General features: G+C 68.5%; 17 protein-coding genes and 1 tRNA gene. 16 read left to right on the forward strand and 2 right to left on the reverse strand.

Features of this window, described 5'->3' with window-relative positions; translation table 11 throughout:
• Positions 1 to 208 precede the first annotated feature (208 nt).
• Positions 209 to 1,570: a DNA repair protein RadA gene (gene radA, locus QUE79_RS05240; RefSeq protein WP_286345746.1), complete on the reverse strand. Its 1,362-nt coding sequence runs from the start codon at positions 1,568 to 1,570 to the stop codon at positions 209 to 211.
• Positions 1,571 to 1,634: 64 nt separating this feature from the next.
• Complete coding sequence (locus QUE79_RS05245; protein ID WP_286345747.1) at positions 1,635 to 2,525, reverse strand: SGNH/GDSL hydrolase family protein; 891 nt, start codon at positions 2,523 to 2,525, stop codon at positions 1,635 to 1,637.
• A gap of 125 nt (positions 2,526 to 2,650) precedes the next feature.
• On the opposite strand from QUE79_RS05245, the gene QUE79_RS05250 reads away from it, so the two are divergent.
• The 16 genes from QUE79_RS05250 (at position 2,651) to QUE79_RS05325 (ending at position 20,153) form a co-directional block, all read left to right on the forward strand.
• Positions 2,651 to 2,738 (forward strand) — tRNA-Ser (locus QUE79_RS05250).
• A 212-nt stretch (positions 2,739 to 2,950) separates the two neighbouring features.
• Positions 2,951 to 3,586 (forward strand): TetR/AcrR family transcriptional regulator, encoded by a 636-nt coding sequence (locus QUE79_RS05255; RefSeq protein ID WP_286345748.1) that lies wholly within the window; start codon positions 2,951 to 2,953, stop codon positions 3,584 to 3,586.
• A gap of 178 nt (positions 3,587 to 3,764) precedes the next feature.
• Positions 3,765 to 4,841 (forward strand): mannonate dehydratase, encoded by a 1,077-nt coding sequence (locus tag QUE79_RS05260; RefSeq protein WP_286345749.1) that lies wholly within the window; start codon positions 3,765 to 3,767, stop codon positions 4,839 to 4,841.
• A 123-nt stretch (positions 4,842 to 4,964) separates the two neighbouring features.
• Positions 4,965 to 6,011: an alcohol dehydrogenase catalytic domain-containing protein gene (locus tag QUE79_RS05265; protein ID WP_286345750.1), complete on the forward strand. Its 1,047-nt coding sequence runs from the start codon at positions 4,965 to 4,967 to the stop codon at positions 6,009 to 6,011.
• Between the two features lie 28 nt (positions 6,012 to 6,039).
• Positions 6,040 to 6,993 (forward strand): DUF4432 family protein, encoded by a 954-nt coding sequence (locus tag QUE79_RS05270; RefSeq protein WP_286345751.1) that lies wholly within the window; start codon positions 6,040 to 6,042, stop codon positions 6,991 to 6,993.
• Between the two features lie 29 nt (positions 6,994 to 7,022).
• Complete coding sequence (locus tag QUE79_RS05275) at positions 7,023 to 8,384, forward strand: MFS transporter (RefSeq protein ID WP_286345752.1); 1,362 nt, start codon at positions 7,023 to 7,025, stop codon at positions 8,382 to 8,384.
• Between the two features lie 25 nt (positions 8,385 to 8,409).
• Positions 8,410 to 9,345: an NAD-dependent epimerase/dehydratase family protein gene (locus QUE79_RS05280; RefSeq protein WP_286346845.1), complete on the forward strand. Its 936-nt coding sequence runs from the start codon at positions 8,410 to 8,412 to the stop codon at positions 9,343 to 9,345.
• Positions 9,342 to 10,895 carry a linalool dehydratase/isomerase domain-containing protein gene (locus QUE79_RS05285; protein ID WP_286345753.1) on the forward strand — a complete coding sequence of 518 codons (1,554 nt, stop codon included), beginning with the start codon at positions 9,342 to 9,344 and terminating at the stop codon, positions 10,893 to 10,895. The genes QUE79_RS05280 and QUE79_RS05285 overlap by 4 nt, the downstream gene beginning before the upstream one ends.
• Complete coding sequence (locus QUE79_RS05290; protein ID WP_286345754.1) at positions 10,885 to 11,457, forward strand: SCO family protein; 573 nt, start codon at positions 10,885 to 10,887, stop codon at positions 11,455 to 11,457. The genes QUE79_RS05285 and QUE79_RS05290 overlap by 11 nt, the downstream gene beginning before the upstream one ends.
• Before the next feature lie 2 nt (positions 11,458 to 11,459).
• Positions 11,460 to 12,443 carry an alpha/beta hydrolase fold domain-containing protein gene (locus QUE79_RS05295; protein ID WP_286345755.1) on the forward strand — a complete coding sequence of 328 codons (984 nt, stop codon included), beginning with the start codon at positions 11,460 to 11,462 and terminating at the stop codon, positions 12,441 to 12,443.
• 206 nt (positions 12,444 to 12,649) lie between these two features.
• Positions 12,650 to 12,841 carry a ferredoxin gene (locus QUE79_RS05300; protein ID WP_286345756.1) on the forward strand — a complete coding sequence of 64 codons (192 nt, stop codon included), beginning with the start codon at positions 12,650 to 12,652 and terminating at the stop codon, positions 12,839 to 12,841.
• Positions 12,842 to 12,906: 65 nt separating this feature from the next.
• Positions 12,907 to 14,175: a cytochrome P450 gene (locus QUE79_RS05305; RefSeq protein WP_286345757.1), complete on the forward strand. Its 1,269-nt coding sequence runs from the start codon at positions 12,907 to 12,909 to the stop codon at positions 14,173 to 14,175.
• A gap of 29 nt (positions 14,176 to 14,204) precedes the next feature.
• Positions 14,205 to 15,095, forward strand: coding sequence for an NHL repeat-containing protein (locus tag QUE79_RS05310; protein WP_286345758.1), 891 nt, complete (start codon positions 14,205 to 14,207; stop codon positions 15,093 to 15,095).
• 9 nt (positions 15,096 to 15,104) lie between these two features.
• A complete protein-coding gene (locus QUE79_RS05315) occupies positions 15,105 to 16,193 on the forward strand; it encodes an NAD(P)-dependent alcohol dehydrogenase (protein ID WP_286345759.1) in 1,089 nt (362 codons plus the stop codon).
• Between the two features lie 46 nt (positions 16,194 to 16,239).
• The gene (locus QUE79_RS05320; RefSeq protein ID WP_286345760.1) at positions 16,240 to 17,733 is read left to right on the forward strand and encodes an aldehyde dehydrogenase family protein; all 1,494 of its coding nucleotides are present in this window, start codon (positions 16,240 to 16,242) and stop codon (positions 17,731 to 17,733) included.
• Positions 17,734 to 17,738: 5 nt separating this feature from the next.
• Positions 17,739 to 20,153 (forward strand): CaiB/BaiF CoA-transferase family protein, encoded by a 2,415-nt coding sequence (locus tag QUE79_RS05325; protein ID WP_286345761.1) that lies wholly within the window; start codon positions 17,739 to 17,741, stop codon positions 20,151 to 20,153.
• The last annotated feature ends 22 nt before the right edge of the window (positions 20,154 to 20,175 follow it).

Below are 20,175 nucleotides of genomic sequence, written 5' to 3' on the forward strand. Positions count from 1 at the left end.
CTGGTTTGCCGGCGGCGCTAACTCAGGAAGAACCCGTGATTGTGGGCCGTGGTGGGGGTGGAATCACGGGTTTGGCCTGAGTTGTGGACAGGCGCGGTGCGGAGCGACAGGCAGCGCCCGCGGGCGTGGTGCGGAGCGACAGGCAGCGGCCGTGGCGGTGGCCGTGGCCGCGAGGGCAGCGCGCCGCGCCAGCCCGGGCACGCCCGTGCTAGAAGGCCGCGTCGAGCTCGCGATCGCGCTCGGTGGACGCCGCCGAGAAGGCGCGCCGGAGGGCTTCGCGCAGGTGGCCGGACTCGGCGTCGACGAGCTGGGTGAAGCCGAGGCGGCGAGCCTCGGAGGCTCGCTGTTTGGCGGAGGCCACCGGGCGGATCTCGCCGGCCAGGCTGATCTCGCCGACGGCCGCCATCGTGTGCGGGTAGGACACCTCGCGCGAGGCGGAGGCCAGGGCCAGGGCGATGGCGAGGTCGGCGCCCGGCTCGGTGATCTTGATGCCGCCGACGGTGGAGACGTAGACGTCGGCGTCGCCGAGGCGGATGCCGGCGCGGCGCTCGAGGACGGCGAGGAGCATCGCGACGCGAGAGGAGTCGACGCCGTTGACGACGCGGCGCGGCTGCGGGGCGGTGCTGCCGACGATGAGGGCCTGGATCTCGACGGGCAGCGCCCGGCGGCCCTCCATGGCGACGGTGATGCACGTGCCGCTCACCGGTGCCCCGGATCGCGACATGAACAGCCCGGAGGGGTCGGCCACCTCGGCGATGCCGTCGCCGGTCATCTCGAAGCAGCCCACCTCGTCGGTGGGGCCGAAGCGGTTCTTGTGAGCGCGGACGAAGCGCAGCGCGGTCTGCCGGTCGCCCTCGAACTGCAGGACCACGTCGACCAGGTGCTCGAGAAGCCGCGGGCCGGCGATGCTGCCGTCTTTCGTGACGTGGCCGACGAGCAGGATCGGCAGGTTGCGGTCTTTCGACACCCGAGTCAGCGTCGACGCGACTTCGCGCACCTGCGAGGGACCGCCGGCGATCCCGTCGCTGGCCGACGACGAGACGGTCTGCACGGAGTCGACGATCAGCAGGGTGGGTGAGGTCTGCTCGATCTGGCCGAGGATGACACCGAGATCGACCTCGGCCGCGAGGAACAGGTTGGGATGCATCGCGCCCGTGCGCTGGGCGCGCAGACGCACCTGAGACGCGGACTCTTCTGCGGTCACGTAGAGAACGCGCGCCCCCGACGCAGCTGCGCGAGAGGCCACCTCGAGGAGGAGGGTGGACTTGCCGACACCGGGCTCACCCGAGAGCAGGATCGCGGCCCCCGGAACCACGCCCCCACCGAGCACCCTGTCGAACTCGGCGATGCCGCTCGGCCAGTGGGCGACGCTGTCGGCCTCGATCTCGGTGATCGGCCGAGCCGCGCGATCCTGCGACACGGCGACGGCGGAGATGCCCCGCACGGACGCGGTCGCTGCGGCAGCATCGACGACCGTGCCCCACTGCTGGCATTCCGCGCAGCGGCCGACCCACTTGATGCTGGTCCAGCCGCACTCGGTGCAGCGGAACGTGGAGGTGACTCGAGCCATGCGGCAACTCTAGGTCGAGCCTCCGACAACGGGGCGGCGACTGGGCGCCCTGGGGAGAAACCGGTCAGTTCGTCGAACTGGGGAGGGGAATCGAGTCGGTGTCTTGTGCACTGTGTGCGGCAGCAGCATCCTGCGCCCTCTCGGCGACCGTCGCCGCGACCGAGGTGACACGCCTCGTCGCCGTCACGTCGGAGGCGGCGCGCTCGGCGGCGATGCGCGCGAGTCGGGCGTCGATCGCCGAGTAGAAGGCCGACGCCCACACCTTGTAGCCGGCATCGTTCGGGTGGAACAGGTCTTTGGCCGTGTTGCGGTACGTGCCGAGGTAGCCCTGGCGACGGGTCGTCGCGTAGAGCGGAGCGACGACGAGCCCCAACTCGCCCGCGACGCGGCGCACGATCTCGTTGGCGACTGCGACCTTCTTCTCGGACTCGGGCAGCAGCATGAACGGCAGGTCAGCCACAATCGCGTGTTTGGGGAGGGCTCCGTAGATCGTGCGGATGTTCTTCTCGAACTTCTTCGGGTTGAAGTCGCCGATGTCGTTGGCTCCGATCGACACCGTCACGATGTCGGCCTCGTAGTCCACAAGGCGCGGCACCTGGTCGATCTTGCACAGGTGCGTCGTCGCTCCCGAGACGCTCAGGTTCTTGACGCCGAGTGTGCCGTGGGTCGTGCGGCGGATGTGTGCGCCGATCCTGCCCACGTAGCTGTGCCACGGGGTGGACGCGCCGATTCCCTGAGCCGCGGAGTCACCGAGCGCGACGTACGAGAGCGCCCCGTCGGCGCCGAATCGATCGCGCCACCACTTCGAGTGCACCGGCAGCAGACTGTTCAGGACGTCGGCGGCCGCATTGCGCTTGGCCATGAAACGCTTGTAGTACGCGTAGCCGGCGCCCGCCGCGGCGGCCGTTCCGCCGATGCCTGCCAGGATGCCGATCGCGGCTCGGGGGTTGCTCATACCCGCACGATACGCCGGTCGTTTTCGGGAGTCATGAGTGAATCCGAAGGGCCGGGTGTGAGCAGGATCAGCCCGGCTGGGGAGAGCGTTCGGCACACGCTCCGAGATGTACTAAACTCTCTCCCGGTACCGTGTCCGAGCGGCCGAAGGATCATGTCTCGAAAACATGTGTGGGGGTTAACTCCACCGTGGGTTCAAATCCCACCGGTACCGCGGAAGCAACTGCCTGAGCCCTGCCTGGTTTCCCCTCGGAAACCGGTGGGGCTCTTGCATTTTCCGAGCGCTGGTCAAGCCTCCTTGTGGCGAGCGCGTCCCGCGAGAGCGTTGACACCCGGAACCCCCCCAAAAAAACCCGCACCACCCACCCTTGACGAGGTTTTCGTACGGCAGTACAGTTTCCGTACGGCAGTACAGATAGGTGGAAAATGGTCAAGACGGACGGGCGCCTCGAGCGGGGCGTCTTGACGCGCGAGCGCATTCTCGACGCAGCGATCGAGATGATCGCGAAGGGCGGCCAGGCCGCGGCGACGCAGCGGAACGTCGCCGAAGAGGCAGGTGTGTCGCTCGCCAGCGTCACGTACCACTTCTCGACGGCCAAAGAGCTGCTGATCGCCGCCATGCGTCGCGCGGCAGGCATCGCCATCACACGGATTCAGGCCAACGAGAGCCGGATCCTCGCCGGAGAGCTCTCGCTCGAAGACGCGACGGTCGAGTACATCGCGATCCACCGCAGTGGCGAGTTCGCAGCCGGCATCGTGGCCATGGAGCTGTCGATGGCGGCCGTGCGCGACCCCGAGCTCAGAGACAGCGGTGAGGCGAACATCGAGGCCCTGCGCTCCAGCTACGAACAGTTCCTCCCGGTCTCCGGGCTGGACGACGCGGCAGCGGCCGCCTTCACCGGCCTGCTCTTCCTCGAGCTCGGGTCGAACCGCAGCGCGGACAGCGACGAGACCCGACGTCGGGTGCGAACCATGATCGACGTCTTCGGCCTCGCCGACGGCGTCGAACGGCATCGCCGCTCGATGAACGAGAGTCCAGCAGAGGGAGCCCCGGCACCCTGATGACTTCCACTCGCGGGTAACGATCCAGACGCGGCACCGCGGCCGCTCACTCATAGACGGTCACGTCGTCCAAGGCGTCGACCGACCCCATTCGGCGCCGCCTGGCAGCGCCTGAAGCAACCGGGCAGTCGCGTGCGCCCAAGCACCGGCGCGCCCGGAACAAGAGAAGGAACCTCCAATGAAGGTGGGATTCGGAATTCACGGTCCGCGGCTGACGGACACGACTCTGGCGTTCGCGCGGCAGATCGGTGCGACGCATGTCGTTGCGCACATCGTCGGCGGTCGACCGACCGACTCGTTCGAGAAGCTGACCTCGGCACCCGGATTCACGACGTACGGCGACGACCCCCGCTACACGCTCGACGGGCTCCTCGAGATCAAGGAGCGCGTCGAGGCCCACGACCTGCACCTGTTCTCGGTCGAGAACTTCGAGCCTGCGGATTGGTACGACGTTCTCCTGGACGGGCCTCAACGGGACCGGCAGATGGCGAAGGTCTCCGAGATCGTGCGCAACGTGGGTGCGGCCGGGATCCCGTCCCTGGGCTACAACTTCTCGATCGCCGGCGTCTGGGGCCGCCCGGACACGCCGTCGGCTCGAGGCGGCGCCCTGTCGGCCACCTACGCCGACACTCCTCAGACACCCATCCCCAAGGGCATGGTCTGGAACGCCGTGTACGACCAGGAGCTCTACGATCGGAGCCTCGCCTCCGGCGACTTTCTCGACCCGATCTCGTCCGACCAACTGTGGGATCGCTACTCCCGTTTCCTCCGCGAGATCCTGCCGGTCGCCGAGGCGGCCGGGGTGACCATGGCCCTCCACCCGGACGACCCGCCGCTCGAGACCCTTCGCGGGACCCCGCGGCTCGTCTGGCGAGGCGAGATGTACGAGCGAGTGCTCTCGCTGTCGGACTCTCCTCGCAACGCCATGGAGTTCTGCGTCGGCACCCTCAGCGAGATGCCCGATCAGGACATCTACGAGATCGTCGAGCGATTCGTCGCCACCGGTCGGATCCAGTACGTGCACCTGCGGAACGTGTCCGGTCGTGTGCCGAACTACCGGGAGACGTTCATCGACGACGGTGACACCGATCTGCAGCGGGTGCTCGCGATCCTGCGGGACGGCGGCTACGACGGTGTCGTCATCCCCGACCACACCCCGCACCCCGGCACGTCGTCGCCCTGGGAGACGGGCATGGCCTACGCCGTCGGCTGGATCCGAGCGAGCCTCCGCGCGCTCGGCGCCCTCGACGACTGACGGGAACCCACCCACCGGCGAGAACCCACCCACCGGCGAGAACCGACGGACGAGAACCCACCCCCGAGACCATCGGGCGACCCGCTTCACAACCCCAGAACACCATCACGAAGGAGTGAACACATGACGAAGGTCACCGGCCTCGCGTTCACAGGCGACCGAGTCGCCGAACTGCGAGAGTTCGAGATCGGCGAACCCGGTCCCACCGAGGTTCGCCTGCGAGTGCAGGCGTCCGGCATCTGCGGCAGCGACCTGCACACCTACGATTCCGAGCGAGGCTTGCGAGCGCCCGGAACGGACACCCTGCTCGTCGCCGGGCACGAGCCCTCGGGAATCGTCGAGTCCGTCGGGTCCGAGGTCCGAGACTTCGCCGTCGGGGACCGCGTCCTCGCCTATCACATCCTCGGATGCGGCAACTGCTACAACTGCCGGCTCGGGTATCCCGTCGTGTGCACGTCGGTCGACGAGCGCAAGGCCTACGGCGGGGAGCGCAACGGGGGCCACGCGCCGCTCCTCCTGGTGGAGCAGCGCTCCCTGATCAAGCTGCCCGACGAGCTGAGCTTCGCCGACGGGGCGATGATCGCCTGTGGTGTCGGCACCGCCTATTCCGCACTCCGCAAGACGGGTGCCAAGACCGGCGACCGGCTGCTCGTGACCGGACTCGGTCCTGTCGGACTCGCCGTGACCCTTCTCGCGAGCACCTTCGGCATCGAGGTGATCGGAGCGGACATCAACCCCGTGCGAGCCCAGGAGGCGACGCATCACGGGGCCTCCCACGTCATCCTCAAGACGGGGGAGGAGGCCCTCGCCGAGATCATGGCGATCACGGGCGGCCTCGGGGTGAACGCCGCGATCGACTGCACCGGCGCCGCCGCCGCCCGCGAGCTGTGCATCGAGGCGAGCGCCACGTGGGGGCAGGTCGTCTTCGTCGGCGTGGGGCGAAGCACCATCACGTTCGACCCGACCGTGCAGGTGATCGTCAAGATGCTGACCATCCGCGGTTCGTGGGTGTCGAGCCAGGCCGAGATGCAGGAGCTGACCGGAATCCTCGCGCGCCGAGGCGTCCACCCCGACTCTCTCGTGACGCACACCTTCGAACTCGCGGACGGGGTCGAGGCATACGAGCTCTTCGCCGGCGGGGCGAGCGGCAAGATGGCGTTCACCTTCTGATGCGCGCTTTCGGCGAGGTGGTCGCGCCATGGCGGTGACGGAGTCCGTCGTCCTGCTCGAGAGCGACCGGATTCGGGTCGAGGTCGACCTTGGCCGAGGCGCCGAGATCGCCGGCATCCATGATCTCGGCACCGGTGTGGACATCCTGATGACCACGCCCTGGGCGTCCGCGGCACGTGAAATGCGTCCCGTGAAGCTTGCGGCCGATCCTCGCGCGAGCGAGGCCGAGTGGACGGCGAGCTACGGAGGCGGGTGGCAGACACTGGTCCCGCACGCCGGAGAGCCGGAGGAGGTCGACGGCGTGGTCCGGCACTACCACGGTGAGGGCTCGGCCGTCGCCTGGGAACTCGATGGTGCGACCGAGGACGAGGTCAGGGGCCACCTGGAGCTGGAGACCGTGCCTCTTCGCATCGACCGCACCGTCTCTCTCGCCGGTGCCGCCGTGACCGTCACCGACGTGCTCACCAACGTGGCGAACCAGCCCCTCGCGTACGACTACCAGTCGCACCCCGCGTTCGGCGCGCCCTTCCTCGACGCCGATTGTCGCATCGAGCTGGACGCCGAGCGCTACCTTCCCGATCCGCGATTCGACCTCGGCGAACTCGCGCCCGGCGTGGCGGTCGACTGGCCCAGGGCGGCGTCCCACGGTGTCGCCGTGGACCTCGCTGCCGTGCCCGCGCCCGATTCGGGCGTCTTCCGCTTCGGCTGGCTCGAGGATTTCGCGACTCGTTCGGTCAGGATCGCCAATCCACGGCTCGGACTCGCCGCGACCCTGGAATGGGACGAGGACGATCGGGATCGCGCCTGGTTCTGGCTCGATGCAGGATCCCGTGCGAGCCCGCCCTGGGACGGCCGCGGCTACGTCCTCGCCATCGAGCCGTCGACCCGCGCCACGGTCAGAGACCGGGCAGCACCGCGCCTGGCGGCGGGGTCGACACGAACGTTCACCACTCGAATGACCATCAGCACTACCCACCCGTGACAGAGAAGTTCCAGGTTAGGAGTAAGGCAATGACATCTGTAGACGACGCCCCCGTGCGTCAGGAGGGGGCCACCGAAAGCCTCCCGAGGCAGACCGTTCTCGAGAAGATCGGTCTGCCGAAGGGCATGAGCTTCGGCGTGCTCGGCATGATCATCTTCGTGGTCGGCGACGCCCTCGAGGTGACGTGGATCACCAACTTCTTCTCCACCGGCATCGGGATTCCCCTGGCGTCAGCCGCGTGGATCGTCACCGCTTTCGGCATCTGCGGCGCCGTGGGCGCGTACGTCGTCGGCCCGCTGACGAACGTCCTCGGACCGCGCCGGGTGATGCTGATCGGCCTGTTCCTGTGGGCGGCCGTCGACGCCGTCTTCATCTCCGTCGCTCTGCCCAGCGAGAACTACTGGCTGATCCTGGCTGTCTACGCCCTCCGGGGCCTCGGCCAGCCGTTGTTCGGCTTCGCCTTCCTCATCTGGCTCACCAAGCGGGCCCGCGCCGGCCACGAAGCCCGCACGCAGGCGTGGTTCTGGTTCTGTCTGAGTGGCGGTCAGCAGATCCTCGGAGTCGCCGTCGCCGGGCTCGTCCTCCCGGTCCTCGGTCCTCTCGGCACCCTGTGGATCGGGCTGGGCATCGCGCTCGCCGGTGGCCTCGTGGCCGTCCTGCTGATCCGCGACCCCACCGGCATCGGGTCGACGAAGGTCGGAGGTTCGGTCTCGCAGCACTTCCTCGCCGGTCTCTCGATCATCTGGCGCCAGCCGAAGGTCGGGGTCGGTGGACTCGTCAAGATCATCAACATCGGCGGGATCCTGGCCGTCACCGTGTACTACGTCCCGTACCTGACGACGGAGATCAAGGTTCCCCTGTCGCAGGCGGTGCTCGCGTTCACGATCCTCGGCATCACCGGCGTTCCGGGGAACCTCGTCTGGGGGTGGCTGAGCGACCGGCTCGGGTGGGCGAACACCGTTCAGTGGGTGGCGAGCCCCATCAACGCGATCTGCATCGCCCTGCTCTTCTGGGTGCCGCAGTGGGCCGGAGCGAACTTCGTCCTGATCGCCGTGGTCATGCTCGTCTGGGGCGTCGGCACGTCGGCCTACGTGCCGATCTCGGCGCTCGTGCCGGCGCTCGCGCCGAAGGAGAAGCCGGCGGCCCTCGGCGTCATCAACCTGTCGACGGGTGTGGCCTCGTTGCTCGGCCCGGCCATCGTCGCCATCGTGCTCCCGGGCCTCGGCTTCCAGGGCGTCACGTGGGCGGTGGTCGCTCTCTACGTCCTCTCCTTCCTGCTGATGTTCTACGTGCAGCTGCCCGGTCGCGCGCGGACGACGGCGGACCTCCCCGTCGACGAGGCGGACGTTCCTCTCGTCTCGGTGCCCGCCTCGCCGCCGGTGACCCTGTGAAGGTCGCCGTGACGGGGGTCTCGGGATCGTGGGATCGGCGGTCACGGCCGGCCTGCGATCCCGGGGCCACACCGTGGTCGCGATCGATCGACGGCCTCCGTCCGACGCGGCCCGCGCGCTCCGCGACTACGCCGATGCCCTCGAGACTCCGGCCACGCCGGACCCCTTCGAGTTCATCGAGGAAGTCAGGACGGTGGACCTCGCCTCGTATGCGGAGACGCGCGAAGCGCTCGCGGACGCCGAGGCGGTCGTGCACCTCGCGGGGATCAACAACCCTCTCTCGGCTCCCGGGTGGGAGGTCCACGACAACAACGTCGTCGCGTCGTACCACGTGCTCAGCGCCGCCGCCGAGCTCGGGATCTCTCGCGTCGTCCAGTCGTCGAGCGTCAATGCGATCGGTCTCTCCTGGAGTCGCGCCCCGCGCTTCGACTACTTCCCGGTCGACCTGGCCCACGCGACCAGGAACGAGGACGCCTACAGCCTGTCGAAGCTGGTTCAGGAGGTTCAGGCGGATTCTCTCACGCGTCGATTCGAGTCGACGAGCGTCGTGAGCCTCCGGCTGCACGCGGTCCTGAACGACGCCTCCGACGCCCAGGCCTATGTCGATCGTTTCGGTGTCGACTGGGCGGTGAACGGGCTGTTCGGATACTGCACCATCTCGTCGACGGTCGACGCCGTCGTCCTCGCCTGCGAGGCGGAGGTCACGGGTCATGAACGGTTGTGGGTCGTCGAACCCGAGACCTTCGTCTCGGCCCCGTCGGGCGAGCTGGCTGCACGGTACTACCCGGACGTGACCGTGCGGGGCCCGCTCGACGGACGGTCGGCGTTCTTCGATGCCAGCCGCACCGTGGAGGTGCTCGGGTGGACGCCGTCCACGGTCGTCGACCCGCCCGCAGCCCTCGTCGACCTCGGCCTCGGCCGCGACGCCGCCGCCGAAGCCACGACGGAGGGCTCCCGATGACGCTCACCGTGGACGAGTTCGCAGCGAGCGTCGGCCACTACCAGCGGGAGGGAGTCGATGCCGTTCAACGGGGGCACATCCGGCACATCGACAACCTGTCGCGGCGCCTTCCGAACGACTGGTCGGGGATGGGATCGCGATCCAACGGCCAGGACGACTTCGCGTCGCTCCGGTATCAGCTCGCGTACGCGGCCATTGCGCTCGCCCTGGCGCACCGGTATCGGCTGCCCGCGGCCCCCGGCGTCTTCAAGGGGACCTTCGACCGGCTCATCCAGAAGATGATCCTGCCCGAGGTGTGGATGTACTGGCGGAACACGAGCACGGGTCAGGCCGTGTTCAACGCCCACATCCCGATGGAGTCCGAGTGGGACCCTGTCCGGCGCGACAACATCATGTACAGCGCGTACGTGCAGGTCATGACCCTGCTCTTCGCCTACCTCTTCGACGACGACCGGTACTCCGTCCCCGGGTCCATCAGTTTCCGGCACTGGGCGTTCAGCTGGGGCGGCGAAGAGAAGCGATTCGACTACGACCAGAACAGCTTGAACGAGCTCATCTACTGGAAGATGGTGGAGAGCGGCTACGTGGGCGTCGCGTGCGAGCCGAACTGCGTCTTCCAGATCTGCAACCAGCTCCCGCTGCTCGGCTTCCGCCTGCACGACTTCCTCTCGGGTGGTCAGCGGGCAGCCGAGGTCGAGCGCGGCTATCGGAAGGCCTGGGATGACTTCGGCCGGCTCGACACCGAGGGGCGTTACAACCTGCTCCTCCTCGAGGACTCGCAGCAGATGCTGACCAACGACGCCACCGAGGTGTGGGGCGACGCGTGGGCCGGAACCGTGCTCAACATGCTCAATCGCGACCTCGTGCGGGAGCACTACCCGGAGCAGATCCGCCGGCTGCTCGTCGACGGCCCGGACGGGACGCTGAGCATCCGCCCGCTCACGTCCACGCCGCTTCTCGGCCACGACCTGTTCGAGGATCACGGGGACTTCGGGTGGGCGGCCGCCTGGGCTGCGGAGGTGGGGGACACGTCTACCCGGGATCGGCTGCTCCGCTTCGCCGACGCGCGGCTGGCACCGACCTGGGTCGACGGGGGACTGTTCTACCCGCGCAGCGACGATTCGACGGACGAGGACGGATACCACCGGCTCGTCGACCCCCTCACTGGCAACTCTCTGCTCGCACTGGCGCGTCTCGACGTCCCCGATGGCCTCTGGGGGCTCTACCATCTGCCGCGCGAACCTCACTCCGCGACCGCTCCGGCCGTCGTCGAGGTCGACCGCAGCATCGACGTCGCCCGAGCATTCGTCGACGACGAAGGCGACCTGCAGACGACGATCGGTACCGCGGCCGCAAAACCGGCCGCGTCCGCGCGGATCGGGCGGCTTCCCGCGGAGGGGCGCTGGTCGCTCGAGCGAGACGGGCTCGTCGTCGCCCGCGGACGATCCGAACGGGCGGACAGCAGCGATCCGGACGTCGCGTACGTCGGCGGCGAGCTGATCGTCACGCCGCGATCCCCGGAAGAAAGGTATGTGCTCCATGTCGACTGACGACACGATCACCTTCACGCTCGACGATCATCTGGGTCGGCCCACCGCGCAGTCGAGCTTCCCCGGCCGCCGCTCCCTGGTGTTCTTCGGTTTCACGCACTGCCGCACCGTGTGCCCGAGGGCGCTCGATCGACTCGACCGGGCGCTCGACCTTCTCGGCGAGGATGCCGCAGCGTTCCAGCCGCTGTACGTCACGGTCGATCCGGATCGGGACGACCCCGAACGCATGCGCTGGTTCCTCAGGGACCGTCCCCGCTTCCTCGGCCTGTCCGGAACGCCCCGGCAGCTCGAGGACACCCGGCGCGCGTTCCGGGCGTTCGCGAAGCGGAAGGACGATCCGCAGGATCCGGACGGGTACGCCGTACCGCACACCGCGCTCACCTATGTGCTCGACGACGCGGGCCGGCTCCTCACCCATCTCGCCGACGCCATGACGGCGGACGAGGTGGCGACCGCACTCCGCGGGGTCCTTCGCGACGACCCCGCGACGGACTCGATCCCGAGTGACGACGGGTGCTGCTCGGCGGGCGACGGCCCCTGCGACTGCTGCGGGGGCGAGTGACGATGTCCGCACGTTTCGAGATCCCCGCGTACGACCCGGACCTGATAGCCGACGTCGGGAGGATGCCGTCCGCGGTCACGAACGAGCAGCAGTTCCGCGAGTGGCGAGCCGAACCCCTCCCCGGGCTGGACGAGTTGCGACCGGCGCTGGACGAGTTGGGGCTCGTCCACGAGGAGCACGTGGTCGCCGTGCCCGGAGGGAAGATGGTTCTCTCCGTGGTCCGCCCTCGCACGGTCGCGGGCCGGCTCCCGGCCCTGTACCTCATTCACGGCGGAGGGATGATCGCCGGCAATCGCTTCGGCAGCTTCCTTCCCGACGTCCTGACCTGGATCGTCGACCACGGGATCGTCGTGGTCTCGCCGGAGTACACGCTCGCTCCGGAACAGCGAGCCCCGCAGGCGGCCATGGAGTGCTACGCAGGACTCCGTTGGGTCGCCGAGCACGCGATCGACCTGAGCATCGACGATGACCGTCTCGTCCTGGCCGGCGGTTCGGGCGGAGGCGGCCTGGCTGCGAGCGTGTCGCTTCTCGCTCGAGACAACGGCGGCCCGGGCCTTCTCGCCCAGATGCTCCTGTGTCCGCAGCTCGGCGATCGGCACGACACCGTCTCCTCCGAGCAGTTCACGCTCGCCAACGGAGCCATCGACCCGTGGCCGAGCGAAACGAACCGCTACGCCTGGAACGCGCTCCTCGGCGAGGGCCACGAAGACGCGGACGTCAGCATCTACGCCTCCCCTGCGCGTGCCGACGACCTGAGCGGACTCCCCCAGGCATTCATCGACGTCGGAGGCAACGAGGTCTTCCGCGACGCGGACCTGGCGTATGCGTCTCGCCTGTGGCAGGGCGGTGTGAACGTCGAGGTGCACGTGTGGCCGGGTGGCTACCACTCGTTCGATTTCATGGTCCCGGACGCACCCGTGTCGATCGCGGCGAAGGCGGCCCGCACCAGCTGGCTCGAGCGGATCTTCGCCGCCGCCGCGGGCTGAGCTCTTCCACCCGACTCCCGCGCCACCTGCGACCAACTGTGCCAGATGTCCATGACCATTCATGCGACGAATCCTGTTGTTGCAAGCCAGACGCTGAAACATGCCCACAGGAATGATCGAAAAATCCATGGATTGATCGCTCAGCACATTCGTGTTGACGATGCCGCGAGGTTAGCTTTCATCACGCAATCGCCAAAGGAGGCGCCATGAGAATCGAAGTCGATCACGACGCGTGCGTCGGCGCTGGGCAGTGTGCCCTCGTCGCCGGGGAGGTCTTCGACCAGGACGACGAGGGGTTCGTCGTGGTCCTCGACGACACCCCGCCCACCGGATCGCACCAGGCGGCTCGTCGTGCTGCCTCGCTGTGCCCCGCACGAGCGATTCGCGTCCGCGAATGACTCGGCCGTCCGGGGAGCGACACGCACGACACTCACCGACCGAACAACGAAGAGGAGTCTGAACGGTGGAAAACCCGACAGTCGACAAAGTTCCAACCGCAGGTTGCCCGTTCCACGGTCTCGAGGCGCTGCCGGCCGACGGCACGCTTCTTCATCCCTCACCGGCCCTGGCCGAGCTGAGGAGCAGCGCGCGGGCGACCCCGCTCAAGTACACCGGTGACCACGTCGGCTGGTTCGTCACGGACTACGAGCTCGCAAAGCGAGTGCTGGAAGACTCGCGTCTCGGCATCCATTCGGAGCGAGTCCCCGCATCGTCCGGAGAGAGCACGAACGCGGAGCTCGACGACGACGTGGTCGCGTCCCTCCTGGACGCCGACGCCATCGAGTCGCTCGCGGTCTCGAACGTCCTCAATCTCAACTCGCCCCAGCACGAGAAGATGCGGCGGGCCATGACCGGCCGTTTCATGGTCAAGGCGGTCCGCGGCCGAGAACCTGCCATCCGCGAGATCGTCCAGCGCCAGTTGCAGCGCCTCCAGGGGCACGACCGGCCCGTCGACATCACGACGGAATACGCGCTTCCCATCTCGGCCCACGTGCACTGCCTCGCGCTCGGCGTACCGGACGGGTTGATCGACTCCTACGTCAGGATCTACAACGACGAGCCCGAAGCCGCGGATCAGACCGATTTCGTCAGAGCCGTCCAGGAGCAGTTCGACCTGGTGAGGACGGTCCTGGAAGAGAAGAGGCGCGACCTCTCGGGGGATGCGCTCAGCGATCTCCTCCGCGCCGGCCTCACGGATCGTGAGACCGAGGGCGCCGCGTGGATCCTCATGAGCGTGGGGCGAGACAACGTCGCCCGCATGATCTCGACCATGACGGTGGCGCTGCTCGAGAATCCTGAGCAACTGGCGATCCTCCGAGACGACCCGACACTCGTCCCCGGGGCGGTCGAGGAGATCGTCCGCTACGGATCCCCGTTCGTCGGTCTGTTCGTGCGCACGGCGATCGAGGACGCCGACATCGACGATCTGCACATCGACGCCGGCCAGTCGGTCACGGTCTCGGCGGTTGCGGCGAACCGCGACCCGAAGCGCTTCGAGCACCCCGACGACTTCGACGTCACCCGCGACGCGTTCGGCCATCTCGGGTTCGGCTTCGGCGCCCACTCGTGCGTCGGCCAGCAACTCGCCCGCGTCGAGATCCGTCTGGCGATCGAAGCCCTCATCCTCGGAATCCCGTCGCTGCGCCTGGTGAGCGCCGCGCAACTCGAGCCGATGCCGTTCGCGCATCCCGTCGGAATGCATGACACCGGCTCCGTGGTCGTCGAATGGTGACCGCGTGGCCGTCCGACGTGGAATGGGCCGTGGTGCAGGACAACGAATCCCACAGTGCCGAGTGGCTCCACTCCGGGATCGCCCTCCTTGATGACGGTCGCTTCGTGACGGGTGCCGTGGGAGGTGGCGCGATCGTGATCCATGACGAGCGGACCCACACTGCGACGGTCGTTCCGCTCCGTCTTTCCGCAGCTCACGGCGTCACCGTCGCGCGGTCGGCGCAGGGAGAACGGCTGTGGATCGCCGATCCGGGGCCGGAGGAGGGAACCGGACAGGTGTTCGAGGTCTCGCTCTCGGGGCGGATCCTCTCGCGCGTCCCGGCACCGCTCGCCGCGGAAGGCGAGTGGCGTCCGACCTCCGTCGTCGCGGTCGCGGACGGTTCCGAACGCGGTGTGCTGTGGATCGCCGACGGGTACGGCCGGAATCGGGTCTATCGGCTCACACCGGATAGTGGCGCGGACGTGATCGATGCGGCGGACGGGATTCCGTTCGATTGCCCGCACGGGCTCGCCGTCGACACCCGATCCGACCCGCCTCGTCTCGTCGTGGCCGATCGCGGGAATCGCAGGATCGTCTTCCTTCACCTCGACGGATCTCTCGATCGTGTCGTCGCCGATCAGAAGCTGACGTCTCCGAGCTGTATCGCCGTGCGCGGAGATCACCTCGTGGTGACCGATCTCTACGGTGCCGTCGTGACCGTCGATCCGAATGATCGGGTCGAGATCCGCGCTGGATACACGCCGGAAGTCGGTCGTGCGGGGTGGCCGAATCGCGTGGTCGACGGCGAGGTCGTGCCGCCTGTGCTGAACGATCGCGAACTGAACAGCCCCCACGGCGTTGCAGTGGCCGAGAGCGGTGCCGTCTACGTGACCGAGTGGCTCCTCGGCGGTCGCGTCGTGCGACTCGACTGGCGACGGTAGGTCTCGCGAGTGGAGATCACCGCAGCCATCAGCCGAGGACCGGCCTCGGGATTCCGCCTCGAACGCGTGCACCTGGACGATCCGGCACCTCGCGAAGTCGTCGTGCGCATGGTCGCGGTCGGCGTCTGCCACACCGATCTCGCGGCCAAGGCTCTCCTCTACGGCGACCTGCCGGTCGTGCTGGGGCACGAAGGCGCCGGCGTCGTGGAGTCCGTCGGCAGAGACGTGACCAACGTCGCACCCGGTGACCATGTCATCGTGTCCTTCCACAGCTGCGGTCGGTGCCCCGAGTGCCGCTCCGGGCATCGCGCCTACTGCCGCGACTTCGTCGCGCTGAACACGTCGGGTCACCGTGATGACGGCCGTCTCTCGATGAGCACCGCGGAGGGGCCGATCCTGGGGTCCTTCTTCGGACAGTCCAGTTTCGCGACGCACGTCCTCGCGAGCGAGGACAACGTGGTGGCCGTGGATTCCGACGTCGACCTGACGGTGGCCGCCCCCTTCGGATGCGGATTCCAGACGGGCGCCGGGGTGGTCGCCAACGTCCTGAGGCCCCAGCACGATTCGAAGCTCGTCGTGTACGGCGCCGGAGGCGTCGGGATGGCCGCGATCATGGCGGCCAGGGCCCTCGGGGTGACTGTGATCGTGGCCGTCGACCTCAGTGAGAACCGACGCTCGGTCGCCCGTGACATCGGCGCGACGCACACCGTCGACGGCGGCGGCGAAACGGCGGTCGACGAGATTCGCGAAGCGACCGGCGGCGGCGCGACCCACGCTCTGGACACGACCTCCGTACCCGCCGTCGTCTCCGGCGCCGTCGCGGGCCTGGCCCCGCGCGGAACACTCGTCATCGTCGGGTCCGGCGCGGCCGCCTTCAGCCTCGTCGGCAACGACCTCATCGCCGAGGGCAAGACGATCCGCGGGTCGATCGAAGGCGACTCCGAACCGCAGGAGTTCATTCCGCGCCTCGTCGAATGGCACCGCGCAGGAGAGTTCCCCGTCGAGCGGCTCATCAAGAAGTACCCCTTCGCGGAGATCAACGCGGCGGCCGAGGACGCACGGTCCGGCGCCGTCATCAAGCCCGTGCTCGTCTTCTGACGCCCGCCCGCCGGGCGGCTCCCACCACCTAGAGAAAGGCGACCTCGTGTCGACCGGTCAGACCGAACCCTCCACCACCACGACTCGCGATTCGTCCCCCGACGAGCTCGCCGCTCTCTTCGAGTTGCAGCGTCTCGCCCACCGGGGCGCCGGCTCGCCGACCGCGGCTGAACGACGCGATCGCATCGATCGTTTCGTCCTCGCGGTGCTGGAAAGCGCCGACGAGCTCGCTCGCGCCCTCGACGCCGATTTCGGGGTCCGCCCCGAGCTATTCAGCTACCGGGCGGACATCGTGGGAATGCTTCCCACGATCGAGCACACGCGGGAGGGCCTCGAAGAGTGGATGGCGGACGAACCCGTCGCCGAAGGATCGGCGCTGGGAATCCCGTCGTTCCTCCAGAAGAAGCCGAAGGGCGTGGTGGGCGTGATCGGCCCCTGGAACTTCCCGGTGCAGCTGACCGTGCAGCCCGCCGTCGAGGCCCTGGCAGCCGGAAACCGCGTGATGATCAAGTTCTCCGAGATCCCACAGCAGACCGCCGCTGTCTTCGCGCGTGCCGTCGCCAGCCGAATGGACCCCTCCGAGGTCGCCGTCGTGCTGGGAGGACCGGCCACGGCGACGGCCTTCTCCGACCTGCCGTTCGATCACCTCTTCTTCACCGGCTCGCCCTCGGTCGGGCGTCGCGTGGCAGCGGCCGCCGGGCGCAATCTCGTCCCCGTGACCCTCGAACTCGGAGGCAAGAACCCGGTGATCGTCGCGAGAGGAGCGGACCTGGCCGTCGCCGCGGACCGGATCATGGGAAACAGGATGATCAACGGCGGGCAGCTGTGTCTGTGCCCCGACTACGTGTTCGTCCCCTCCGAGAGCGTCGACGCATTCGTCGACGACTATCGCGCTCACCTGTCGTCGACCTATCCCGAGTACGCCACCTCGTCCGACATCGTCTCCGTCGTCAACCCGCCGAACTACCACCGCGTCGTCGGACTCATCGAGGACGCCCGCGCGAAGGGAGCGGTGGTGCTGAGCGCCATCGGGGCGCAGGACGCCGATCGCCTCCCCGACGAGGCGACGCGGCGGATCGCGCCCACCGTCCTGCTCGAGGTCACGGAAGACATGGCGATCGCGTCGGAGGAGATCTTCGGCCCGGTCATAGTCGTCTATCCGTACGAGGAGGTGGACGACGCGATCGACTACGTCAACGGGCATCCTCACCCTCTCGCCGCCTACTGGTACGGCGAGGACGACGCGGACTATCGGCGCTTCCTGGATCGCACCACGTCGGGGGGCGTGACCCGAAACGACATGGCGCTGCACCTGTCGATCCCCGACGTCCCCTTCGGAGGCGTGGGCCAGAGCGGCACGGGGTACTACCACGGGAAAGCGGGCTTCGACACGTTCACGCACGTTCGCGCGGTGGCGGCGTCGGAACTGCCGCACAGGATGTCCGGCTCCGGCACCCCGCCCTACACCGACGCCGACCTCGAGGCGGCTCGCGCCTCGGTGAGTCGGACGATCGAAGCGATCACGAACCGAATCGGCTGATCGCGGTGGCCAGAACCTCTCGCTCCCTCCCTCTCGACGGGATCCGTGTGGTCGATCTCGTCCGAGGCCCTCTGCAGAGCGTCGGAAAGACCCTCGCCGACCTCGGGGCCGAAGTCCTCCTGGTCGAGCCCGAGGGCGGATCGGTCGCCCGGCGGACCGGCGTCGTGAGAGGCGACACCAGTCTCACCTTCGCGGTTCTGAACCGCGGCAAACGAAGCGTCGTGGCCGATCCGTCGACGTCGGATGGTCGGCGAACTCTGGACGCACTCCTCGCCGACGCCGACCTGTGCCTGATGGACGCCAGGCCGAGCGAACTCGGTGCGTTCGCCGACCCGGAGTGGATCCGCAGCCGGTACTCCCGACTCGCCGTGGTCTCGATGACGGATTTCGGCCGGTCGGGGCCGCGCAGCGGATGGAGCGCGACCCCCGATGTGCACGCCGCCATCTCGACCGCCCTGTCGCGGAGCGGCCTCCCGTCGGTCGACCACCCTCTTCTGCCGCCGGAGTTCCTGGCCTCCGGAGCGGCGTCTGCCCAGGGGCTCTTCGCCGCTCTCGTGGCGCTCTACCAGTCACTGCGCACCGGAACGGGCGAGTACGTCGATTTCAGCGTCTCCGAGGCGCTCATGCACGTGCTGGATCCGGCGTTCGGAATCGGCGGCACGGCTCGGGTCGGCCTCTCGGTGCGGGACCTGCCCCGTGGCCGGCCCGACGCAGGCCACATGTACCCGGTCTTTCGCACCCTCGACGGCTGGGTGCGGATCTGCGTCCTCAGCCCGCGTCAGTGGGCGGGCATGTTCGAGTGGCTGGGCCGCCCGGAGCGATTCGCCGACGCGCGCTACACCGACACCCAGACGCGCTTCGATGCGGCGGCCGAGCTCTACCCCTCTATAGCGGCGCTGTTCGCGGGCCTCACGAAGGACGCCGCGGCGGAACTCGGCCAATCGTTCGGTGTCCCCACGGCCGCGCTTCTCTCGGTGAGCGAAGTCCTGGAGAGCGAGCACTACGGTGCGGCGGGCTCCTTCGGCGCTGTGCGAGCAGGCGATCTCGACCTCGTCGCGCCCACGGGCGTGTTCGACCTCGACGGCGCGCACGTGGGTGCCGACGCCCCGGCTCCCGAGCTGGACGAAGCGCGCGAGCTCGCACGGGAGACGCGCGTGCGCCGCGATACGAATCTCTCGCCGACGGGGATCCTGCCCTTCGAGGGACTCCGCGTCCTCGACCTCGGGGTGATCGTGATGGGAGGCGAACTGGGCCGCCTCTTCGCCGATCTCGGCGCCGAGGTCATCAAGATCGAGAGCCGGTCGTTCCCTGACGGAAGCAGGCTCGCCGGAGACATCACGGAGAGCTTCGCGTGGGGTCATCGCAACAAGCTGAGCATGGGACTCGACCTCACGTCGGACGACGGCCGCGTCGCCTTCACCGAGCTGGTGCGCCGATCCGACGTGGTGCTCACGAACTTCAAGCCGGGCACGCTTCAGAAGCTGGGCTTCGGCTACGGCACCCTGAAGGCCATCAATCCCCGCGTCATCCTGTCCGAGTCGAGTGCCTTCGGCAACGGAGGGCCCTGGAGCGGTCGGATGGGGTACGGCCCGCTGGTGCGCGCGAGTGCCGGGCTGAGTCTGCTGTGGCAGTACCCCGACATCGAGGGCAGCTTCAGTGATGCGATCACCATCTATCCCGATCACGCGGTGGCTCGACTCAACGCCGCGGCGATCATCGCCCTGCTGATCCGGCGCGGCCACACCGGGCTCGGCGGTTCGGTCTCGACCGCGCAGGTGGACGCCATCCTCGACGCCATGGCCGTGGAGATCGCCCTCGAATCGGTCGAGCCCGGCTCCGTTCGCGCAGCCGGCAACCGGCGGGACGGCGACGCTCCCCGCGGAATCTTCCCGGCGGCGGGAGACGACGAGTGGGCCGTCATCGACGTCCAGGGCGGCGACGTCTTCGCCGCGCTCGCTCGCGTCGTCGGGCACTCCGAGTGGACGGCGGACCCGCGATTCGCGACGGCTTCCGGACGGCTCGAGGCCGCCGCCGAGATCCGTGCGGGTGTCGAGGAGTGGACCCGCAGGCTGTCCTCGTCGGAGGTGGCCAGCCGATTGCAGCAGGCCGGTGTCCCCGCCGGTGACATGAAGCGGACCGAGGATCTCGTCGACGATGCGCATCTGGCGGAACGCAACACCCTGGGAGTGCTGCAGCAGCCACAGCTGGGCGGTCCGCTCCCCGCCTTCGCTTCCGAGACCACGTTCGAGACGATTCCCGAACCGAGACTGCGCCCCGCTCCATCGCAGGGCGAACACACCAGACGTCTCGCCGAACGTCTCCTCGACTGGGGTCCGCAGCAGATCGAGGCGGCGATCGTGGCGGGGGCCCTCGAGGTCGGCGAGGCCGAAACGGCGCGCCCCGAACGAGCCGATGCCTGACCCCTGCAAGCCTGCTCCGCCG

It is taken from the genome of Frondihabitans sucicola, assembly GCF_030296615.1.
Taxonomy (GTDB): domain Bacteria; phylum Actinomycetota; class Actinomycetes; order Actinomycetales; family Microbacteriaceae; genus Frondihabitans; species Frondihabitans sucicola.

Bases quoted from the DNA above. Each gene is read 5' to 3' on its own strand.
- QUE79_RS05265 (WP_286345750.1), top strand. From the start codon at position 4,965: ATGACGAAGGTCACCGGCCTCGCGTTCACAGGCGACCGAGTCGCCGAA.
- QUE79_RS05275 (WP_286345752.1), top strand. From the start codon at position 7,023: ATGACATCTGTAGACGACGCCCCCGTGCGTCAGGAGGGGGCCACCGAA.
- radA (WP_286345746.1), bottom strand. From the start codon at position 1,570: ATGGCTCGAGTCACCTCCACGTTCCGCTGCACCGAGTGCGGCTGGACC.
- QUE79_RS05245 (WP_286345747.1), bottom strand. From the start codon at position 2,525: ATGAGCAACCCCCGAGCCGCGATCGGCATCCTGGCAGGCATCGGCGGA.
- QUE79_RS05300 (WP_286345756.1), top strand. From the start codon at position 12,650: ATGAGAATCGAAGTCGATCACGACGCGTGCGTCGGCGCTGGGCAGTGT.
- QUE79_RS05260 (WP_286345749.1), top strand. From the start codon at position 3,765: ATGAAGGTGGGATTCGGAATTCACGGTCCGCGGCTGACGGACACGACT.
- QUE79_RS05255 (WP_286345748.1), top strand. From the start codon at position 2,951: ATGGTCAAGACGGACGGGCGCCTCGAGCGGGGCGTCTTGACGCGCGAG.
- QUE79_RS05295 (WP_286345755.1), top strand. From the start codon at position 11,460: ATGTCCGCACGTTTCGAGATCCCCGCGTACGACCCGGACCTGATAGCC.
- QUE79_RS05290 (WP_286345754.1), top strand. From the start codon at position 10,885: ATGTCGACTGACGACACGATCACCTTCACGCTCGACGATCATCTGGGT.
- QUE79_RS05270 (WP_286345751.1), top strand. From the start codon at position 6,040: ATGGCGGTGACGGAGTCCGTCGTCCTGCTCGAGAGCGACCGGATTCGG.
- QUE79_RS05285 (WP_286345753.1), top strand. From the start codon at position 9,342: ATGACGCTCACCGTGGACGAGTTCGCAGCGAGCGTCGGCCACTACCAG.